Origin of the sequence: Micromonospora sp. NPDC047465 (assembly GCF_040643125.1) — a bacterium.
In the GTDB taxonomy this organism is placed as follows: domain Bacteria; phylum Actinomycetota; class Actinomycetes; order Mycobacteriales; family Micromonosporaceae; genus Micromonospora.
Window position 1 is genome coordinate 1 of the sequence record NZ_JBEYTP010000053.1, and the last position, 19,564, is coordinate 19,564.

Genomic DNA, 19,564 nt, shown 5'->3' on the forward strand with positions numbered 1-19,564 from the left:
GACCGTGAGGGTGGCTTCCGCGGCGGTGACCGCCGTGAGGGTGGCGACAGGCCCGGCGGTGGCTTCCGTGGTGGTGACCGCGAGGGCGGTTTCCGTGGCGGTGAGCGTCGTGAGGGCGGCTTCCGTGGTGGTGACCGCGAGGGCGGCTTCCGCGGTGGCGAGCGTCGCGAGGGCGGCTTCCGCGGCGGCGACCGCCGTGAGGGTGGCGACAGGCCCGGCGGTGGCTTCCGTGGTGGTGGCCGCGAGGGCGGCTTCCGTGGCGGTGAGCGTCGTGAGGGCGGCTTCCGTGGCGGTGACCGCGAGGGCGGCTTCCGTGGCGGTGAGCGTCGCGAGGGCGGCTTCCGTGGCGGTGACCGCGAGGGCGGCTTCCGCGGTGGCGAGCGTCGCGAGGGCGGCTTCCGTGGCGGTGACCGCGAGGGCGGCTTCCGCGGTGGCGAGCGTCGCGAGGGCGGCTTCCGTGGCGGCGAGCGTCGCGAGGGCGGCTTCCGCGGCGGTGAGCGTCGCGAAGGTGGCTTCCGTGGCGGTGACCGCGAGGGCGGGTTCCGTCGTGAGGGCGGCGAGCGCCAGGGCGGCGGCTTCCGGGGCGGCGACCGTGAGGGTGGTTTCCGTGGCGGTGACCGCGAGGGCGGTTTCCGTGGCGGTGAGCGTCGTGAGGGTGGCTTCCGTGGCGGCGAGCGCCGCGACGAGCGGCGGGAGCGACCGGAGGCGGAGGGGGAGCGCACCCAGGCTCCCGCGCTGCCTGACGAGATCGTCGCCACCGACCTCGACAAGGACGTCCGGGCCGAGCTGCTGTCGCTGGCCAAGCCGGTCGCCGAGACGGTCGCCCGTCACCTGGTGGCCACGGGTCAGCTGATCGACGAGGACCCGGCGGAGGCGCTGGCGCACGCGCTGGCCGCCCGTCGGCTGGCGTCCCGGATCGCCGCCGTCCGCGAGGCGGTGGGCCTGGCCGCGTACCACGCGGGGGAGTGGCAGACCGCGATCGCGGAGCTGCGCACGTACCACCGGATGACCGGGCTGCAGAGCCACCTGGCGGTGCTCGCGGACTGCGAGCGGGCGCTGGGCCGGGCGGAGCGGGCGATCGACCTGTTCCGTGGCGCGGACCGGGAGAAGCTGGACCAGGCCGTGGCGATCGAGCTGCTGATCGTGGCGGCCGGCGCGCGCGGCGACCTCGGCCAGAAGGACGCCGCGGTGGCCATGCTCCAGGTTCCCGAGCTGACCGTCGAGGCGGCCGAGCCGTGGACGGCGCGGCTGCGCTACGCGTACGCCGACGCGCTGCTCGCGGTCGGTCGCCGCGAGGAGGCCCGCGAGTGGTTCTCTCGGGCGGCCGACGCGGACACCGAGGGCGAGACCGACGCCGCCGAGCGCCTGCTGGAGCTCGACGGTGTGGTGATCGAGGGCGACGAGGAGGACGAGGAGTCCGCCGAGGCGATCGCCGCCGGTCCTGGCGCTCCGGGTGCGGTGCCGGCCCGTCCGGATGCCGACCTCACCGGCGACGCCGAGCCCACCGAACCCGCCGAGCGCGATGACGACGGGCGACGGGACCAGGCCGGGACCGCCGACGAGCGGGACGAGACCGGGAGCGCGGACGTGCCGACGGACGACCTGGCCGACGACGAGCTGACCGACGACGAGGCGCGCGCTGTCGCGGCCGGCCCCACCGCCGACGGCACCGGGACCGACGGCACCGGGACCGCCGCCCGTGGCGAGTCGGCCGGTACCGGCGAGTCGGACGCCCCGCAGCGATGACGGCGGACGCCGGGGAGCGGCTGGTCGACGGGTACGCCCTGGTCGTGTTCGACCTGGACGGGGTGATCTATCTGATCGACCGGCCGATCCCCGGCGCCGTCGAGGCGGTCGGCCAACTGCACGCCGAGGGGCGTCGCGTCGCGTTCGCGACCAACAACGCCTCACGCCGTTCCAGCGAGGTGGCCGCCCTGCTCACCGGGATCGGCGTTCCCGCCCGGCCGGAGGAGGTGCTCACCTCCGCGGCGGCCGCCGCCGAGTTGCTCCGCGACCGGCTTCCCCCCGGCGCCGCGGTGCTGGTGGTCGGCGCCGAGGCACTGCGGGCCGAGGTCCGCGCCGCCGGGCTGACGCCGGTGTCCCGGGCCGACGAGTCGCCGGTCGCCGTCGTGCAGGGGTACGGGCCGCAGGTCGGCTGGGTGGACCTGGCCGAGGCGTCGGTGGCCGTACGTGGCGGGGCGACCTGGATCGCCACCAACACCGACCGGACGCTGCCCAGCGGTCGGGGACCGCTACCGGGCAACGGCGCGCTGGTCGCCGCGCTGCGGACCGCGCTCGGGCGGGATCCCGACGTGGTCGTCGGCAAGCCCGAGCCGGCGCTGTTCGCCACCGCGGCCCGCCGCGCCGGCGAGGGCCGGGCGCTGGTGGTCGGCGACCGGCTGGACACCGACATCGAGGGCGCCCGGCGGGCGGGCCTGGACAGCCTGCTGGTGTTCACTGGTGTCAGCGACGTGGCCGAGCTGCTCGCCGCCCCGCCGGAGCACCGGCCGACGTACGTTGCGATGGACCTCGCCGGGCTCTTCGACCCGGCGGCGGTGGTGCGGGTCCCGGGCCCGGCGGACGGGTGGTCGGTGACGTCGCGGGACGGCGCGCTGGAGTTGTCCGGGGCGGGCCGCCCGCTGGACGCCGTGGCGGCGCTGTGCGCGGCGGCCTGGACCGGGGACGCGACGCGGGTGCGTGCCGGCTCGGCGGCGGCCGGGCAGGTGCTGACCGCGTTCGGCCTGTCCGCCTGAACGGTCCCGCCCTCCCGGCCCGAACACCCCCGGCCCGGTTCTACCCCGGCGGTCGGGCTGCCCCGGCCGGGGCTCGGAGCAGGCTGCCTCGGCCGCGGCTCAGAGCAGCTTGCGCAGCTTCATCAGGTCGAGCGGGTTCGCCTTGATCGACACTCGGCGGGACGTGACCGCGCGGGTGATGTCGAGTTCACCGCGGACCAACGCGAGCAGGTCGTCGCTGCTCGTGCTCAGCGCGATCTTCGCCTTCGGGTCGTCGCCGTCGACCAGGTCGACCAGGCGGCCGTCGGCGAGCCGGCCGTGGAAGGCCGTGTCCAGGTCCGTGATCCGGCAGGCCAGCGTGCGGTCCAGGTCGATCCGTTCCCGCACCGTCTCCGCGTTACGGTCCAGCCGGGCGGCCAGCTCCTGCAACGCCTGCCGGCACTCGTCCACGCTGGCCACTGTCGCCCCCTCGCCGTTCGCCACGCCGTCCCCGGCACCGTACCGCACGGGGCGTCGCGGGGTGCCCGGTAGCGTGACACCTGCACACCCCCGCCCCGCGGAAGGACTCAGGCATGCAGGACGCGTGGCGCGCCTACCTCGAGCTGGCCATGGGCCTGACGGAGGCGCCCCGGAAGAAGGCCCAGGACGCGGTGCGCCGCCTCGTCGGCTCGGGCGGGGCGACCGCCGGCCAGTTGCAGGCGCTCGCCGAGGAACTCGTCTCCACCGGCGCGGCGAACCGGGAGGCGCTGACCAAGCTGGTCCGGTTCGAGGTCGACCGGGCCCTCGGCGCGGTGGGGCTCGCCACCGCCGACGAGGTCGCCGAGCTGACCCGCCGGGTGCACGAGCTGGAGCGCCAGCTCCGGGAGGCCAGGACGACCCCCGCGGCCCCCACCACCCCGTCGCCGGCCCCGGGCGCCGCCGAGCCGGCCGCGCCCGTCGCGACGCAGGCGGTGGCCAGGAAGGCCGTGGCCAAGAAGGCGGTCGCGAAGAAGGCCGTGGCCAAGAAGGCGGTGGCGAAGCGGGCGCCGTCGGCCGTCGCCCCGGCCGAGGGCGGCAACGTCGAGCAGGTCCCGACGCCGAAGTCCCAGGGCGCCGACGTCGAGCAGGTCCAGCCGGCGAAGGCCCAGGGCGCCGACGCCGGGCCGGCCCGGCCGGTGAAGAAGGCGTCCGCCCGCAGGCAACAGCCGGGCGGCGAGGCGTGATCCGCCCCGCGGCCGGGAGCGGGTCGTGACCGGCCCCCACCGTCCCGGCCCGCCGCCGGGTGCCCGTCCCGGCCCGCCGCCCGCTGTCCGGCCGGGCCCCACGTCCGGACCGCGCCCCGGGCCGCCGCGACCCGAGCCGCTCGACGACCTCGACGAGGCGCGCCACCCCGCCGTCGACGCCGCCGTGCGTGCGATGGCCAACGCCGCGACGCTCGCCCCGGCCGACCAGATCGCGCAGTACGAGGCGGCGTACGAGACGCTGCGGGAAACCCTCGCCACCATCGACCAGGCCTGACCGGACCGGAGAAGAACCACGCATGGCACGTCGTAACCGGCTGGACGCCGAACTCGTCCGCCGCGGCCTGGCCCGCTCCCGGGAGCAGGCCGCCGCGCTGGTGGAGGCCGGCCGGGTCCAGCTGCGCGGGGTGCCCGCCCGCAAGCCCGCCGCGATGGTCGACCCCGCCGACCCGCTGCTGGTCACGGGCGAGGACCCCAGCTCGGAGTACGTCTCCCGGGGCGGGCACAAACTGGCCGGCGCGCTGACCGCCTTCGCCCCCGGCGGGTTGACCGTTGCCGGCCGGCGCTGCCTCGACGCGGGCGCCTCCACCGGCGGCTTCACCGACGTGCTGCTGCGCGCCGACGCGGCCGAGGTGGTGGCCGTCGACGTCGGCTACGGGCAGCTCGCCTGGCCGCTGCGCAACGATCCCCGGGTGCGGGTCTTCGAGCGCACCAACGTCCGTACGCTCACTCCGGAGGCCATCGGGGGGCCGGTCGACCTCACGGTCGCCGACCTGTCGTTCATCTCGCTGCGGCTGGTGCTGCCGGCGCTGGCCGGCTGCACCCGGCCCGACGGCGACCTCGCGCTGATGGTGAAGCCGCAGTTCGAGGTCGGCAAGGAGCGGGTCGGCGCCGGCGGGGTGGTCCGCGATCCGGCGCTGCGCGCCGAGGCGGTGCTCGACGTCGCCGCCGCGGCGGCGCGGCTCGACCTCGGTCTGGCCGACGTGGCCGCGAGCCCGCTGCCGGGGCCCAGCGGCAACGTCGAGTTCTTCGTATGGTTACGCCGGGACGCACCGCCGGCCGACCCGGATCGGGTGCGTGCCGTGGTGACCGCCGGGCCGCAGGGCCCGGTGCCGTCCGGCGACCTGCCGGACACGGCGACGGAGGAGGTGGCCGGGTGAGCGAGCAGGCGAGCCCCGCGGTCGTGGCTGGGCCGCGTGGGTGCGGGTGCCGGGCGGGCGCGACGGGACGGCCGTTCCGGTGAGCCGCACGGCCCTGCTGGTGACCCACACCGGCCGCCGCCGCAGCACCGAGCACGCGCGGGCGGTGGCCGCCGACCTCATCGCGGCCGGTTTCGAGGTACGGGTCGTCGCCGAGGAGGCCGACGACCTCGACCTGCCCGGTGTGGTGCCGGTGACCGGCCTGGAGGCGGCCGAGGGCGCGGAGATCGTCTTCGCGCTCGGCGGGGACGGCACGTTCCTGCGCGCGGCCGAGCTGGCCCGGCCGGCGAAGGCGCCGCTGCTCGGCATCAACCTCGGCAAGGTCGGCTTCCTCGCCGAGGCGGAGATCGACGACCTGGACAGCGCGGTGCGGGACGTGGTGGGCCGCAACTACACCGTGGACGAGCGGCTCACGCTGGACGTGACCGCCGAGTTCGACGGCGGCCCGACCATCGAGTCCTGGGCGCTCAACGAGATCAGCGTCGAGAAGGGCGAGCGCGCCCAGATGCTGGAGCTGCTCGTCGACGTGGACGGCCGCCCGCTGTCCCGCTACGGCTGCGACGGCGTGGTCTGCGCGACCCCCACCGGCTCGACGGCGTACGCGTTCTCCGGCGGCGGGCCGGTGGTGTGGCCCGAGGTGGAGGCCCTGCTGCTGGTGCCGATCAGCGCGCACGCGCTGTTCAGCCGGCCGCTGGTCACCGCGCCCACCTCCACGTTCGCCATCACCGTCGACCCGTTCACCACCCTCGCGGTGTTGTCCTGCGACGGCCGGCGCGTCTACGACCTGCCGCCCGGGGCCCGCGTCACCGTGCGGCGCGGCGCGTTGCCCGTGCGCATCGTGCGGCTGCGGGACCGCCCGTTCACCGACCGGCTGGTGGCGAAGTTCGACCTGCCCGTGCACGGCTGGCGCGGCAACCGCCGCTGACGGCGCGTCCGAGGCGCGTTCCGCACCGGCGGTGACCGGCCTCACCGGGGCGCCCCGGCCGGTGGTGGGGCGGGGCGCGACGCCCCGGTACGCCCGCGCCGGCTGGTCAACTGTCGGGGGCCGCGTCTACTGTCGGTTGCTGTGCTGGAAGAGCTGCGCATCACCGGACTGGGCGTCATCGAGGACACCACGCTGCCGTTGACCGGCGGCATGAACGTCATCACCGGCGAGACCGGTGCGGGCAAGACGATGGTGGTCACCGGCCTCGGCCTGCTCTTCGGTGGCCGTGCCGACGCGGGGCGGGTCCGGGCCCAGCCCGGCCGGGCGGTGGTCGAGGGGCGGCTGCGGCTCGACGGCCGGGTGGCCGCCGCCGTGCACACCCGGGTCGTCGACGCCGGTGGCGAGCCCGACGAGGACGGTTCGGTGCTGCTCAGCCGCACGGTCACGGTGGAGGGCCGGTCCCGGGCGCACCTGGGTGGGCGCAGCATGCCGGTGGCCATGCTCGGCGAGGTGGGCGAGCAGGTGGTCGCCGTGCACGGCCAGTCCGACCAGCTGCGGCTGCTGCGTCCGGCCGAGCAGCGGGCCGCGCTGGACCGGTTCGCCGGCCCGGAGCACGAGAAGCTGCTCGACGCGCTGCGCGAGGCGTACGCCCGCTGGCGCGCCGTGGTCGACGACCTGGCCGACCGGCGGCGCAACGTCCGCGAGCGCAGCCAGGAGGCCGACCTGCTGCGGCTCGGCCTGGACGAGATCACCCGGGTCGACCCGCAGCCCGGCGAGGACGACGAGCTGAAGGCGGAGGCGCAGCGGCTGGAGCACGCCGAGGGGCTGCGCACCGCGGCGCAGCTGGCCCACCTGTGCGTGGCCGGCGGCGTGGAGGCGGCCGACGAGACCCCCGACGCCACGGCGCTGCTCGGCACCGCCCGGCGCACCCTGGAGGCGCAGGCCGGCACGGATCCGGCGCTCGGCGAGCTGGCGGGGCGGCTGGAGGAGGCGGCGACGCTGGTGGCGGATGTCTCCGCCGAGCTGTCGGCCTACCTCGCCGCGCTCGACGCCGACCCGGCCCGGTTGCAGGCCCTCTACGAGCGCCGGGCGGCGCTGCGCGCCCTGACCCGCAAGTACGCCGACGACGTCGACGGCGTGATCGCCTGGGCGGAACGGGCCCGGACCCGGCTGTCCGACCTGGACACCTCCGACGAGCTTCTCGACGAGCTGGAGCGGGAGTCGGCGCGGCTGGCCGGCGAGGTCGCCGACCTGGCCGGCCGGGTATCGACGTCCCGGCAGGAGGCGGCGGCCCGCTTCGCCGAGCAGGTCACCGTCGAGCTGGCCGGCCTGGCCATGCCGCACGCCCGGATCGAGGTGGCGGTGCTGCCGCGGCCGGCCGGCCGGGCGGAGCCGAGCCTGCCGGTCAACGGCGCCGAGGTCGGCGTCGGCCCGGACGGCGGCGACGAGGTCGAGCTGCGCCTGCTGGCCCACCCCGGCGCGCCCGCGCTGCCGCTGCAGCGCGGCGCCTCCGGCGGTGAGCTGTCCCGGGTGATGCTCGCCATCGAGGTCGTCTTCGCCGGCTCGGGCGGGCCGCCCACGCTGGTCTTCGACGAGGTGGACGCCGGGGTCGGCGGCCAGGCGGCGGTGGAGATCGGCCGGCGGCTGGCCCGGCTGGCTCGTAGCCACCAGGTGCTCGTGGTCACCCACCTGCCGCAGGTCGCCGCGTTCGCCGACCGGCACCTGGTGGTGGCGAAGGACACGGGCGGGGCGGTCACCACGAGCGGGGTCCGCGTGGTGGAGGACACGGAGCGGGCCCGGGAGTTGGCCCGGATGCTCGCGGGTTTGCCCGATTCCGACCTGGGTATCGCCCACGCCGAGGAGCTTCTTGCCGTGGCGGCCCGGGAAAGGCGTCCGTGAGGGCAGCGATTGTGAGCACAGGCACACCGGCCTGCGCGCTAGTGTGCTTCCCTGGGTAGGCGGCCCTGCTCAGGCATGTCGCGACAGAAATGCCTGCCTCACATGCCAGGATGGTCACGATGCGTCTACCCACGTTGCGCCGGACCCGGAACGCGGAACCGGGCAGAATCCTCGGCACCGCGCGCCTGGACCGCCGGACGAAACGCCTGGTCGGCCGGCTCCGCCCCGGTGACATCGCGGTCATCGACCACGTCGACGTGGACCGGGTCGCCGCCGACTCGCTCGTCGCGGTCGGTGTCGCCGCCGTGCTCAACGCGAAGCCGTCGGTCTCCGGTCGCTACCCCAACCTCGGGCCGGAGGTGCTGATCGGCGCCGGCATCCCGCTCCTCGACGACCTGGGGGAGGGGATCTTCGAGCAGATCCGCGAGGGCGACAGGGTCCGGATCGAGGGCAACACCGTCTACGTCGGCGACGAGCCGGTGGCGCACGGCAGCCTCCAGGACGCCGAGACGGTGGCCAAGGCGATGGCCGACGCCCGGGAGGGCCTGTCGGTCCAGCTCGAGGCGTTCGCCGCCAACACGATGGACTACCTCAAGCAGGAGCGCGCCCTGCTCCTCGACGGCGTCGGCGTGCCGGAGATCCAGACCGAGATCCAGGGGCGGCACTGCCTGATCGTGGTGCGCGGCTACGACTACAAGGCCGACCTGGACGTGCTGCGCCCCTACATCCGCGAGTTCAAGCCGGTGCTGATCGGCGTCGACGGCGGCGCGGACGCGCTGGTGGAGGCCGGCTACACGCCGGACATGATCATCGGTGACATGGATTCGGTCACCGACGACGTGTTGCGCTGCGGCGCCGAGGTGATCGTGCACGCCTACCCGGACGGGCGGGCACCCGGCCTGGCCCGGGTCACCGGGCTCGGCGTACCGGCGGTGACCTTCCCGGCCGCGGCCACCAGCGAGGACCTGGCCATGCTGCTGGCCGACGAGAAGGGCGCCTCGCTGCTGGTCGCCGTCGGCACCCACGCCACGCTGGTGGAGTTCCTGGACAAGGGCCGCGGCGGCATGGCCTCCACGTTCCTGACCCGGCTCAAGGTCGGCGGCAAGCTCGTCGACGCCAAGGGTGTGAGCCGGCTCTACCGGCAGAGCATCTCCGGGTCCTCGCTGCTGCTGCTGGTGCTCTCCGCGATCGCGGCGATGGCCTCCGCCGTGGCGGTCTCCACCGTCGGCAAGGCGTATTTGGGTGTGGTTTCCGAGTGGTGGAACAATTTCGTGTTCCAGCTTGAACAGCTTTTCTAGCGTCCGACCGATCAAGAGGCTGCAGGTGTGATCAACTTCCGGTACCACGTGGTGTCCCTGACCGCGGTCTTCCTCGCGTTGGCGATCGGTCTGGTGGTCGGCACCGCCGCACTGAACGGCCCGGTCGCCGACTCGCTCAAGGAGAACGTCAACGGGCTGCGCAAGGACAACCAGCTGATGCGCCAGCAGGTCCAGAGCATGGAGAAGGAACTGGAGCTGGAGGAGGACTTCGCGGCCCAGATGGCGGAGTTGTTCCTGCCGGGCAAGCTCGCCGGCAAGCGGGTGGTGGTGGTCACCCTGCCCACCGGGCGGGACCACACCGAGGGCGTGGTCAAGATGCTCCAGCTCGGCGGGGCCGAGATGACGGGCCGCATCGACCTGCAGGACAAGTTCATCAATCCGGACAACAACAACGACCTGCTGGAACTGGCGGTCACCGCCGCGCGCCCCACCAGCGCGCCGACCGCCGACCTGCCGGGCAACGGCAACGGGGTGGAGACGTCCAGCGCGCTGCTGGCCAGCGTCCTGCTGGACCGGGCGACCGGCGCCACCCCGGTCACCGAGGCCGACCGGCGGGCGGTGCTGGCCGCGTACACCAACGCCAACTACCTGACCACGGAGGAGCGGGTCAGCGCGTCGGCGGAGGCCGTCGTCGTGGTCAGCGGGCAGCCGTACGTGGACAAGGACTCGGCGAAGAAGGACGAATCGGTGCTCAAGGTCGCCGAGCAGTTCGACCGCGTCGGGACGATCGTCGTCGCCGGCAACGGCTCGACCGGCGGCAACCTGGTCGCGGCCGTCCGCAGCGACCCGGTGCTGGTGCAGAGCATCTCCACCGTCGACAACGCCAACACCGTCCAGGGCCAGCTGGTCACCGCCCTCGCGATGGTGCAGCAGGTGACCGAGAAGAAGGCCGGGCAGTACGGCGTCGGCGACAACGCCACCCTGCTGCCTAGACTGCCCCAGTGAGCGAGCGACGTACCCCGGTGTCCGGATCCAGCCGTACGCACGAGCGGGAGGGGGCCGCGTGAGTCTGCTCGGTCGACTGTTGATCGCCGGGGCGGGCGCCGCCGCCGCCCGGTACGCGCTGCGCGAGGTGCGCACCTCGCCGGCCGGCCCCGCCCTGGACCGGACGAACTTCCGCGGCCGCACGGTGACCCTGGCCGCTGGGCCGGCGCTCGCCGCCGGGGCCGCCGGCGCGGGCGCGTTCGGCGCCTCCAGCGCGTCCTCGGGGGCCGCGGCCCTGGTCGCCGGGGTGGGCGCCGGGGCCGTCGGGCTCTACGACGACGTGGTGGGGGCGCGGCCGGAGCAGAAGGCGGCCAAGGGCTTCGCCGGTCACCTGGCCGCGCTGCGCGAGGGCCGGGTCACCGCCGGGCTCGTCAAGGTCGTCGGGGTGGGCGCGGCAGGGCTCGGCGCCGCCGCGCTGCTCGCCACCGACCCCCGGGTGGCCGGGCACCGCCGGCGCCAGCGGCAGGGCACGCTGGGCCGGGGCATCGACGTGCTGCTCGGCGCGGGCGTCATCGCCGGCACCGCGAACCTGCTGAACCTGCTCGACCTGCGACCCGGCCGGGCGCTGAAGTCCGGCATCCTGCTCGGCGCCCCGCTGGCCGCTGGCCCGCACGGCGGGATCGCCGCGGGCGCGGTCGGCGCCGCCGCCGGGATGCTCCCCGACGACCTCGGCGAGGACGTGATGCTCGGCGACAGCGGCGCGAACGCGCTCGGCGCGCTGCTGGGCGTGGCGCTGGCCGCGCGTACCGGGCCGGTCGGGCGGGCCGGGCTGCTCGCCGTGCTCGCCGGTCTCACCGCGGCCAGCGAGAAGGTCAGCTTCACCCAGGTCATCCAGCGCACCCCCGGGCTGCGCGAACTCGACGCGCTGGGCCGTCGCGCCGACTGACGTGACGACCCCGGCACCCCTCGCCGGCGCCGGCCGCGTCGCCGGAGCGGCCGCGCTCATCGCCGTCCTCACCGTGCTCAGCCGGCTCGCCGGGTTCGGCCGCACCGCCGTCTTCACCTGGGTCGTGCAGAAGAGCGACCTCGGCGGCATGTACGTGATCGCCAACACGGTCCCGAACATCATCTTCGAGATCGTCGCGGGTGGCGCGCTGGCGAGTCTGGTCGTACCGCTGCTGGCCGGGCCGGTCGCGGCCGGGGACCGGCGCGCGGTGGCCGCCACCACCGGCGCCCTGCTCACCTGGACGGTCACCCTGCTGGTGCCGCTGGCCGTGCTGGTCGCGGTGGCGGCCGACCCGGTCGTGTCGCTGATCAGCGAGGGGCGCTCCGAGGCGGAGGTGGCCGCCGGCGCGCGGATGCTGCGGGTCTTCGCCCCGCAGTTGCCGCTCTACGGCATCGGCATCGTGCTGACCGGCGTGCTCCAGGCGCACCGCCGGTTCGCCTGGCCGGTGATCGCGCCGCTGCTGTCCAGCCTCACCGTGATCGTGGTCTACCTCGCCTTCGGCGGCGCCGAGGGACGTGGCGCGAGCGTCGCGCAGGTGAGCCGCGGCGGCGAGCTGATCCTGTCGGGCGGCACCACGGCCGGCGTGGTGGTGCTGTCGCTGTCGCTGCTGATTCCGCTGCGCAGGCTGGGGCTGCGGCTGCGCCCCGGGTACGCGTTCCCCGCCGACGCCCGGGCGCGGGTGAAGGGGCTGGCGCTGGCCGGCGCCGTCACCGTCACCGCCCAGCAGATCGCGCTGCTGGTGCTGCTCAACCGGGTCTCCGGCGGCCCGACCGGCTCGCCGCAGGTGTTCAACCTGGCCCAGACCATGTACCTGCTGCCCTGGGCGGTGCTGGCGGTGCCGCTGGCCGTGGCGGCGTACCCGACGCTGGCGACCGCGGCGGCCGCCGGGGACGACGGGGACTACCGGCGCACGCTCTCCTCGACCGCGCGCGGCGTGCTGCTGTTCAGCTGCCTCGGCGCGGCGGCCCTGGTCGGCACCGCCGCGCCGGTCGCCTCGTTGTTCTACCCGGACGATCCCGGGTCCACGGCCGCCGGGATCGCCGGCTTCGCCCCGGGGCTGCTCGGTTACGGCCTCTTCGCGGTGCTCTCCCGGGCCCTCTACGCCCGCGGCGACACCCGCCCCGCCACCGTGGCGATCACCGCCGGCTGGCTGGCCGTGCCGGTGGCGGCGGTGCCGCTGGCGGCCCTGCTCCCGGTGGCGGACCGGGTGCTGGCGGTCACCCTGGCCAACTCGGCCGGGATGCTGCTGCTTGGCGGCCTGCTGCTCGCCGCCGTGCTGCGCTCGGCCGGGGCCGCCGCGCTCGCCGGCGTCGGCCGGGCCGGCGCCGCCGGGCTGCTCGCCGGTGCCCTGGCGGCGCTCGCCGGGGCGGCCGCCGCCCGCTGGCTGGACGCGGCCGGCGACGGCACCCCGACGACACCGGCCGCACTCGTGCAGGGCATGCTGTCCGGAGTCCTGGTCGGCGTCGTGTTCCTCGCCGTCGTCTGGCTGGTCGACCGGCGGGACGTGCGACCGCTGCTGGCCGGGGTGCTCCGGCGGGTGAGCCGGGGCCGGCGCGGGCCGGCGGCTCCCGCCGAACGGACGGGTGAGGGTGAGATCCCCCCGGAACGGGGTGACGGGAAGGAGACGGTGTCCCGGTGAGCGGGTGCAGGACGGGTGACCGGCCGGCGGCGACCGACGAGCGGGGGTGGTCCCGGTGACGGAACCGACACCGGACACCAGCTGGCGCGGCACCGTGGCCCTGCTGCTCGCCTCCAGCACCGGCGGGGTCGGGCAGCACGTCCGTTCCCTCGCCCAGGGGCTGACCGCCGCGGGCGCCGCCGTGTTGGTCTGCGGGCCCGCCGCGACGCAGGAGCAGTTCGACTTCACCGGCGTCGGCGCCCGGTTCCGGCCGGTGGAGATCCCGGCCAGCCCGACCCCTGCCGACGCCCGTGCCGTGGCTGCGCTGCGCCGGGCCCTCGCCGCCGAGCCGGTCGACGTGCTGCACGCCCACGGGCTGCGGGCCGGGCTGGTCGCCGTCCTCGCCCGGCCGGCCGTGCCCCTCGTGGTCACCTGGCACAACGCGGTGCTCGCCGGCGGGTTGCGCGGTGGCGTGTCCCGCCTCGTCGAGCGGGTCGTCGCCCGGGGCGCCCGGGTGGCCCTCGGCGCCTCCGCCGACCTCGTCGAGCGGGCCGCCGCGCTGGGCGCGACGGACGCCCGGCTCGCCCCGGTCGCCGCGCCGGCGCTGCCCGCGCCGCGCCGCCGCCGGGCCGCCGTTCGCGCCGAGTTCGGCGTCGGCCCGGACCAGCCGCTGATCCTCTCGGTCGGCCGGCTGCACCCGCAGAAGCGGTACGACGTGCTGGTCGACGCGGCCGCCCGGTGGCGCACCCGGACCCCGGCGCCGGTCGTGGTGATCGCCGGCAGCGGCCCGGCCTACCTGCCGCTGGCCGCCCGGATCTCCGCCGCCCGGGCCCCGGTGACCCTGCTCGGGCACCGCACCGACGTGGCCGACCTGCTCGCCGGGGCCGACCTGGCGCTGGTGACCAGCGACTGGGAGGCCCGCCAGCTCTTCGCACAGGAGGCGATGCGGGCCGGCGTACCGCTGGTGGCGACCGCCGTCGGCGGCCTGCCGGAGCTGGTCGGCGACGCCGCGGCGCTGGTGCCGCCCGGGGACGTGGACGCGGTCGACGTGGCCGTGCGTACCCTGCTCGACGACGAGGCCGGGCGGATCGATCTGGGCCGGCGGGGCGCCGCCCGGGCCGCGACCTGGCCCACCGAGGCGGACACCCTCGCCCAGCTCGCGGCGCTCTACGCCGAGCTGGGCCCGGACGCGGCAGGATCCGCGCTCCCCGGCACCGACGGCGGGCCCGCCGAACCCGGACGTGACGGTCACGCCCCGTCGACGGGACGCCGGTGATGTTGCGCAGACTCGCCCCGGCCCTGCTGACCCTGGTCGTGGTGGTGCTCGGCATCGCGGCGCTGACCGCCCGGCCGGACCGGGAGGCGCCCGAGCGCACCGCCGACTTCGTCGTGCTTGCCGGGGTGGCCGGGCTGCGCTGGGAGGACGTCGACCCGGAGACCACCCCGACGCTGTGGCGGATGGCCCGCGACGGCTCCATCGGCTCCCTCTCGGTGCGCTCCGCGCACCGGCCGACCTGCCCCGTGGACGGCTGGCTGACCCTCGGGGCGGGCAGCTACGCCGCCTGGAACGGCAGCAGGCAGGTCGGGGGCTGCCCCCCGACGGCGGTGACCGTGGAGCAACCCGACGGTATCGGCGCGAACCTGCCCGACCAGGAGAGCGTCGTCCTGCACAACCAGGAGCGGCTGCCGTGGGGCGCGGTGCCCGGCGCGCTGTCGGAGTCGGTGCGCTGCTCGGTGGCGGTCGGGCCCGGTGCGGCGGTGGCCGCCGCCCGGCCGTTCGGCCGGGTCGACCGGTACGCGGCCGCCCTGCCCGAGGACCCCGCCGAGCTGCTCGGCTCGTGCGTGCTGAGCATCGTCGACCTCGGCACGGTCGCCGGCGAGGACCCGACGGCCCGGGCCGCGGCGGCCCGCGAGGCCGACTCCCGGCTGGCCCGGGTGCTCGCCGCCCGGCCGCCCCGCTCGCTGGTGATCGTCGCCGGGGTGTCCGACACCGAGGTGCCGTCCCGGCTGCACGTGGCCGTCGCCGACGGGCCGGGCTGGGAGCGCGGGTGGCTCACCTCGGCCAGCACCGGCCGGGAGGGCTACCTGCAACTGGTCGACCTCGCACCAACCGCGCTCACCGCGCTGGGCCGGCCGATGCCCGAGCGGCTCTTCCTCGGTCGGCCGGCCGAATCGGTCGGCGGGCGGCCGGCGGACCTGGCCGCCGCGATCGCGCAGCCCGCCGACGCCGACCGGGAGGCGGCCGCCCAACGGCGGGTGGCGGACTGGTTCTTCGCCCTGCTCGCCGGCGTCCAGGTGCTCCTGGCAGTGGCGGTGCTGCCGTTGCTGCGCCGGGCCCGCCGGCACGCCGGCCCGTACGGCCCGGAGCCGGTGTCGCGGCGGGTCGTGTCGGTCGTCGAGCTGCTGCTGATCGGGGCCGCCCTGGCCGTGCCGGCGGCCCTGCTCGCCGACGCGGTGCCGTGGTGGCGCGGCGACCATGCCGGCGTCTACTTCGCCGGGGTGACCGTGCTGCTGCTGGTTGCCGCGACCGCAGTGGTCCGGCTGGCGCCGGGGTACGCGAGCACCCTCGGCCCGCTCGGCGCGGTGGCGGGGCTGACCACGCTGGCCGTCGGGGTGGACGTGCTCACCGGCGCCCGCCTCCAGCTCAACGGGGTGGTCGGCTACTCGGCCCTGGAGGGCGGCCGGTACGCCGGGCTGGGCACCGTCGGGCTCGGCGTGTTCCTGGCCGGCGCCCTGCTGAGCGCGGGGTGGCTGGCCCAGCGGGTCCGCCGGTCCTGGCGGCCGACCGTCATGGTGCTCGTCGGCGGCGCGGCCGTGGTGGTCGTCGGCAGCCCGTACCTGGGGTCCGACCCGGTCGGCGCGATCGCGCTGACCGCCGGGCTGAGCGTCGCCGCCGCGATCAGCGCCGGCGGCTGGCTGACGATCAGCCGGCTGGCCTGGGCGACCATGGCCGGGCTGGCGCTGACCATCGGCTTCGCGGTGCTGGACCTGCGCCGGCCCGCCGCCGAGCGGGGCAGCCTCGGCCGGTTCCTGGCCGCCGTCGGCGACGGCACCGGCGGGCTCACCGTGCACCGCTCCAGCACCGCCAACTTCGAGACCCTGGTCAACAGCCCGCTGACCGTGCTGGCCCTGGCCGGCGCCCTGCTGGTCTGGTTCGCCCTGCTCCAGCCGTGGGGCGGGCTGATGCGGCTGTTCGGCATCTACCCGGCGATGCGGGCGGCGATGGCCGGCACCGCCGTCGCCGCGGTGATCGGCGGGGTGCTGGGCGGCGACGCCCTGGACGTGGCCGGCGCGGCCGGCGCCCTGGTGGTGCCGATGGCGGCGCTGGCCGCGCTGCGGGTGCTCGACCACTCGACCGACCGCACCCAGCCCGACGCGGCCGGCCAGAGCGACGGTGGGCCCGACGCGGCTGGCCAGAGCGACGGTGGGCCGGGCGGGGCCGGCGACGGGCCGGACGGCGGCGGGGGATCGGACGACGGCGGCCCGGACGGCCCGGGGGCGGGCGCCGGGGCGAGCACCGCGGATCCGGTCGCCGGGCCGGACGCGCCGGCCGGCCGGCCATCGAGCGAGGTCACGGCCTCCTGACCGGGTCGGCGACACCCGGACAGCCGGTACGGGTGCGCCGGGCGGCGGGGGCGGGTGAGGTGTTACCGTGGAATCCCGTGGATCGCGTGATCACTTTGCTGATCGGCACGGCGGTCTGCACGACCGCGACAGACGACACGGGAGCAGGCCTTGGCCCCTTCAGCACGGACGACCAGGCACATTTTCGTCACCGGGGGCGTCGCCTCCTCGCTGGGTAAGGGCCTCACCGCCTCCAGCCTCGGCAATCTGCTCACCGCGCGCGGCCTGCGCGTGGTCATGCAGAAGCTCGACCCCTACCTCAACGTCGACCCGGGGACGATGAACCCGTTCCAGCACGGCGAGGTCTTCGTGACCGAGGACGGCGCCGAGACCGACCTCGACGTCGGGCACTACGAGCGCTTCCTGGACCGGGCGCTCTCCGGGAAGGCGAACGTCACCACCGGCCAGATCTACTCGGACGTGATCGCGAAGGAGCGGCGCGGCGAGTACCTGGGCGACACCGTCCAGGTCATCCCGCACATCACCAACGAGATCAAGTCGCGGATCCTGGCCATGGCCGACCCGGACGACGACGGCCAGGTGCCGGACGTCGTGATCACCGAGGTCGGCGGCACGGTCGGCGACATCGAGTCGCTGCCGTTCCTGGAGGCGATCCGGCAGGTCCGCCACGACCTGGGTCGGGACAACTGCTTCTACCTGCACGTCTCGCTGGTGCCGTACCTGGCGCCGTCGGGGGAGCTGAAGACCAAGCCGACCCAGCACTCGGTGGCCCAGCTGCGCAGCATCGGCATCCAGCCCGACGCGCTGGTGCTGCGCTGCGACCGGGAGATCCCCGACAAGGTCAAGCAGAAGCTGTCGCTCTACTGCGACGTCGACCGCGAGGCGGTCACCGCCGCCCCGGACGCGCCGAGCATCTACGACATCCCCAAGGTGCTGCACCGGGAGGGCCTCGACGCGTACGTGGTGCGCCGGCTCGGCCTCTCCTTCCGCGACGTGGACTGGGCCAGCTGGGACGACCTGCTGGACCGGGTGCACCAGCCCCGGCACACCGTCACCGTCGCCGTGGTCGGCAAGTACGTCGACCTGCCCGACGCGTACCTGTCGGTGAGCGAGGCGATCCGGGCCGCCGGCTTCGGCCACCGGGCCCGGGTGCAGCTGCGCTGGGTGCCCAGCGACGAGTGCGTCACCCCGACCGGCGCCGCGGCCGCCCTGGCCGGCGTCGACGGCATCGTCATCCCGGGCGGCTTCGGGGTGCGCGGCATCGAGGGCAAGATCGGCACCGCCCGGTACGCCCGGGAGAACGGCATCCCGCTGCTCGGCCTCTGCCTCGGCCTGCAGTGCATGACCATCGAGGTGGCCCGGCACCTGGCCGGCCTGGAGGGCGCCAACTCGCTGGAGTTCGACGAGGAGGCGAAGCACCCGGTCATCGCCACCATGGCCGACCAGGAGGACATCGTCGCCGGCAGGGGCGACCTGGGCGGCACGATGCGGCTCGGGGCGTACCCGGCGAAGCTGACCGAGGGCTCGCTGGTCGCCGAGGCGTACGGCAGCACCGAGATCAGCGAGCGGCACCGGCACCGGTACGAGGTGAACAACGCCTACCGGGACCAGCTCACCAAGGCGGGCCTGCGCTTCTCCGGCACCTCGCCGGACGGCCGGCTGGTCGAGTTCATCGAGCTGGACCGCGGCCTGCACCCGTTCTTCGTGGCCACCCAGGCGCACCCGGAGCTGAAGAGCCGCCCGACCCGGCCGCACCCGCTCTTCGCCTCCTTCGTCAAGGCGGCCGTGGCGTACTCCGAGGCCGACCAGCTCCCGGTGGACCTGGAGGCGGCGGAGAAGGCGGCGGCGAAGAAGGCCGCCCGCAACGGCGGCGCCGCCGCGAAGGCGGCGTCGGCCTCGTGAGCGAGCGGAGCAGGCGACCCGTCGGGCACAGCAGCGCGGCGCCTCACGCCGCCGTCACGCCGAGCGGGGCGGCGGCGTGAGCGCCGTCGAGCACCGCTACGAGGTGCGCTCCCGCACCGAGCGCTACCGCGGCCGGATCTTCGACGTGGTCAGCGAGGAGGTGACCATGCCGGGCGGCGGGACGGGAGTCCGGGACTTCGTCCGGCACGTCGGCGCGGTGGCCGTGGTGGCACTCGACTCCGCCGGCCAGGTGGTGCTGATCCGCCAGTACCGCCACCCCGTCGGCCGGCACCTGTGGGAGCTGCCCGCCGGGCTGACCGACGTCTCCGGCGAGGACCTGGCCGCCGCCGCGGCCCGGGAGCTGGCCGAGGAGGTCGACCTCGTCGCGGGGCGGCTCGACGTCCTGGTCGACCTGCACAGCTCGCCGGGTTTCACCAACGAGCTGGTCCGGGTGTTCCTGGCCCGGGACCTGACCGACGTGCCGGCCGAGCAGCGCCACGAGCGCAGCGAGGAGGAGGCCGACCTCCAGGTCGTCCGGATCGACCTGGACGAGGCGGTCGGCATGGTCCTCGCGGGGGAGATCACCAACGCGTCCTGCGTGGCCGGCCTGCTCGCCGCAGCCCGGGGCCGCGACGCCGGCTGGTCGGCGCTGCGTCGGGCGGACACGCCGCCACCGCGCTGAGCCGGCCGCGGTACGTGGAAAGGGGCCGTGCGGTTCGCCGCACGGCCCCTTCGTCGTTCCGGTCGGGTCAGTCGCGCAGCGGCCGGCCCTGCCCGTCGACGCCACCGTTGACGAGGATCAGGATGCCGTCGATGAGGCCCCAGATGCTGCCGAAGCCGCAGGTCACGATGCTCACCACGAGCTGGAGGACACCGGTCTTGGTGTCGCCCATGTAGAACCGGCCGGCACCGAAGCCGCCCAGGAAGATGCCGAGGAGACCGGCGACGAGCTTGCTCTTGTCGGAAACGCCCGTCGGGTACCCGGGCTGGTAAGGAGGTGTGGTCATGAGGCGACACCCTAGTGATCCACCCTCGTCGTGTCCGCAGCGGGACCCACTGGATGGGACGATAATGGACGAACACTGTCCTGACGGCTGAGGGGACGTCCCACCGCCGGCCGGGTCGACGCCTGACACTTCGTCAGGGTGGGCGGGCACCGGATGTCACTGTGCTGGCTCATTTCGGGCGGCAGCGCGCCTAGACTGCCGCCGACGGGACCGGTGGACCGCGGCGGC

At 75.8% G+C, this 19,564-nt stretch carries 17 protein-coding genes and 1 pseudogene; 15 read left to right on the plus strand and 3 right to left on the minus strand.

The genetic code is table 11. From position 1 onward, the window contains the following. Positions 1 to 831, minus strand: a pseudogene (locus tag ABZ793_RS30535) (hypothetical protein); the annotation flags it as partial. On the opposite strand from ABZ793_RS30535, the gene ABZ793_RS30540 reads away from it, so the two are divergent. Beyond that, the gene (locus ABZ793_RS30540) at positions 796 to 1,746 is read left to right on the plus strand and encodes a Replicase polyprotein 1ab (protein ID WP_357463546.1); all 951 of its coding nucleotides are present in this window, start codon (positions 796 to 798) and stop codon (positions 1,744 to 1,746) included. The pseudogene ABZ793_RS30535 and the gene ABZ793_RS30540 overlap by 36 nt on opposite strands. Then, entirely contained in the window at positions 1,743 to 2,753 is a 1,011-nt protein-coding gene (locus ABZ793_RS30545) for an HAD-IIA family hydrolase (protein ID WP_357463459.1), read from the plus strand. The genes ABZ793_RS30540 and ABZ793_RS30545 overlap by 4 nt, the downstream gene beginning before the upstream one ends. Positions 2,754 to 2,852: 99 nt before the next feature. Here ABZ793_RS30545 and ABZ793_RS30550 read toward each other — a convergent pair whose 3' ends face one another. Beyond that, positions 2,853 to 3,191 (minus strand): SCP2 sterol-binding domain-containing protein, encoded by a 339-nt coding sequence (locus tag ABZ793_RS30550; protein WP_357463549.1) that lies wholly within the window; start codon positions 3,189 to 3,191, stop codon positions 2,853 to 2,855. Positions 3,192 to 3,304: 113 nt separating this feature from the next. Between ABZ793_RS30550 and ABZ793_RS30555 the strand changes: the two genes are divergently transcribed. From ABZ793_RS30555 to ABZ793_RS30615, 13 genes are all read left to right on the plus strand, one after another. Next, positions 3,305 to 3,934: a hypothetical protein gene (locus tag ABZ793_RS30555; protein ID WP_357463462.1), complete on the plus strand. Its 630-nt coding sequence runs from the start codon at positions 3,305 to 3,307 to the stop codon at positions 3,932 to 3,934. 25 nt (positions 3,935 to 3,959) lie between these two features. After that, positions 3,960 to 4,229, plus strand: a complete 270-nt coding sequence (locus ABZ793_RS30560) for a hypothetical protein (RefSeq protein ID WP_357463465.1) — start codon at positions 3,960 to 3,962, stop codon at positions 4,227 to 4,229. Positions 4,230 to 4,251: 22 nt separating this feature from the next. Next, entirely contained in the window at positions 4,252 to 5,112 is an 861-nt protein-coding gene (locus ABZ793_RS30565) for a TlyA family RNA methyltransferase (protein ID WP_357463468.1), read from the plus strand. A gap of 79 nt (positions 5,113 to 5,191) precedes the next feature. Beyond that, the gene (locus tag ABZ793_RS30570; protein ID WP_357463470.1) at positions 5,192 to 6,076 is read left to right on the plus strand and encodes an NAD kinase; all 885 of its coding nucleotides are present in this window, start codon (positions 5,192 to 5,194) and stop codon (positions 6,074 to 6,076) included. Positions 6,077 to 6,217: 141 nt separating this feature from the next. Continuing rightward, positions 6,218 to 7,975 carry a DNA repair protein RecN gene (gene recN, locus ABZ793_RS30575; RefSeq protein WP_357463473.1) on the plus strand — a complete coding sequence of 586 codons (1,758 nt, stop codon included), beginning with the start codon at positions 6,218 to 6,220 and terminating at the stop codon, positions 7,973 to 7,975. 119 nt (positions 7,976 to 8,094) lie between these two features. Then, positions 8,095 to 9,273: a putative cytokinetic ring protein SteA gene (gene steA / locus ABZ793_RS30580; protein ID WP_357463476.1), complete on the plus strand. Its 1,179-nt coding sequence runs from the start codon at positions 8,095 to 8,097 to the stop codon at positions 9,271 to 9,273. 27 nt (positions 9,274 to 9,300) lie between these two features. Next, positions 9,301 to 10,239: a copper transporter gene (locus ABZ793_RS30585; RefSeq protein WP_357463479.1), complete on the plus strand. Its 939-nt coding sequence runs from the start codon at positions 9,301 to 9,303 to the stop codon at positions 10,237 to 10,239. Between the two features lie 58 nt (positions 10,240 to 10,297). Beyond that, on the plus strand, positions 10,298 to 11,164 hold the full coding sequence (locus ABZ793_RS30590) for a hypothetical protein (protein ID WP_357463482.1): 867 nt from the start codon (positions 10,298 to 10,300) through the stop codon (positions 11,162 to 11,164). 1 nt (position 11,165) lies between these two features. Next, positions 11,166 to 12,863 (plus strand): lipid II flippase MurJ, encoded by a 1,698-nt coding sequence (locus ABZ793_RS30595; RefSeq protein WP_357463485.1) that lies wholly within the window; start codon positions 11,166 to 11,168, stop codon positions 12,861 to 12,863. A gap of 55 nt (positions 12,864 to 12,918) precedes the next feature. Then, positions 12,919 to 14,118, plus strand: coding sequence for a glycosyltransferase family 4 protein (locus tag ABZ793_RS30600; RefSeq protein WP_357463488.1), 1,200 nt, complete (start codon positions 12,919 to 12,921; stop codon positions 14,116 to 14,118). Further along, positions 14,118 to 16,427 carry a hypothetical protein gene (locus tag ABZ793_RS30605; RefSeq protein ID WP_357463491.1) on the plus strand — a complete coding sequence of 770 codons (2,310 nt, stop codon included), beginning with the start codon at positions 14,118 to 14,120 and terminating at the stop codon, positions 16,425 to 16,427. The genes ABZ793_RS30600 and ABZ793_RS30605 overlap by 1 nt, the downstream gene beginning before the upstream one ends. Before the next feature lie 150 nt (positions 16,428 to 16,577). Beyond that, a complete protein-coding gene (locus ABZ793_RS30610; RefSeq protein WP_357463494.1) occupies positions 16,578 to 18,329 on the plus strand; it encodes a CTP synthase in 1,752 nt (583 codons plus the stop codon). A gap of 76 nt (positions 18,330 to 18,405) precedes the next feature. Continuing rightward, positions 18,406 to 19,011, plus strand: coding sequence for an NUDIX hydrolase (locus ABZ793_RS30615; protein WP_357463497.1), 606 nt, complete (start codon positions 18,406 to 18,408; stop codon positions 19,009 to 19,011). Positions 19,012 to 19,078: 67 nt separating this feature from the next. Here the strand turns inward: ABZ793_RS30615 and ABZ793_RS30620 are convergent, their stop codons facing one another. Continuing rightward, entirely contained in the window at positions 19,079 to 19,336 is a 258-nt protein-coding gene (locus tag ABZ793_RS30620) for a TM2 domain-containing protein (RefSeq protein WP_357463500.1), read from the minus strand. Positions 19,337 to 19,564: the final 228 nt, after the last annotated feature.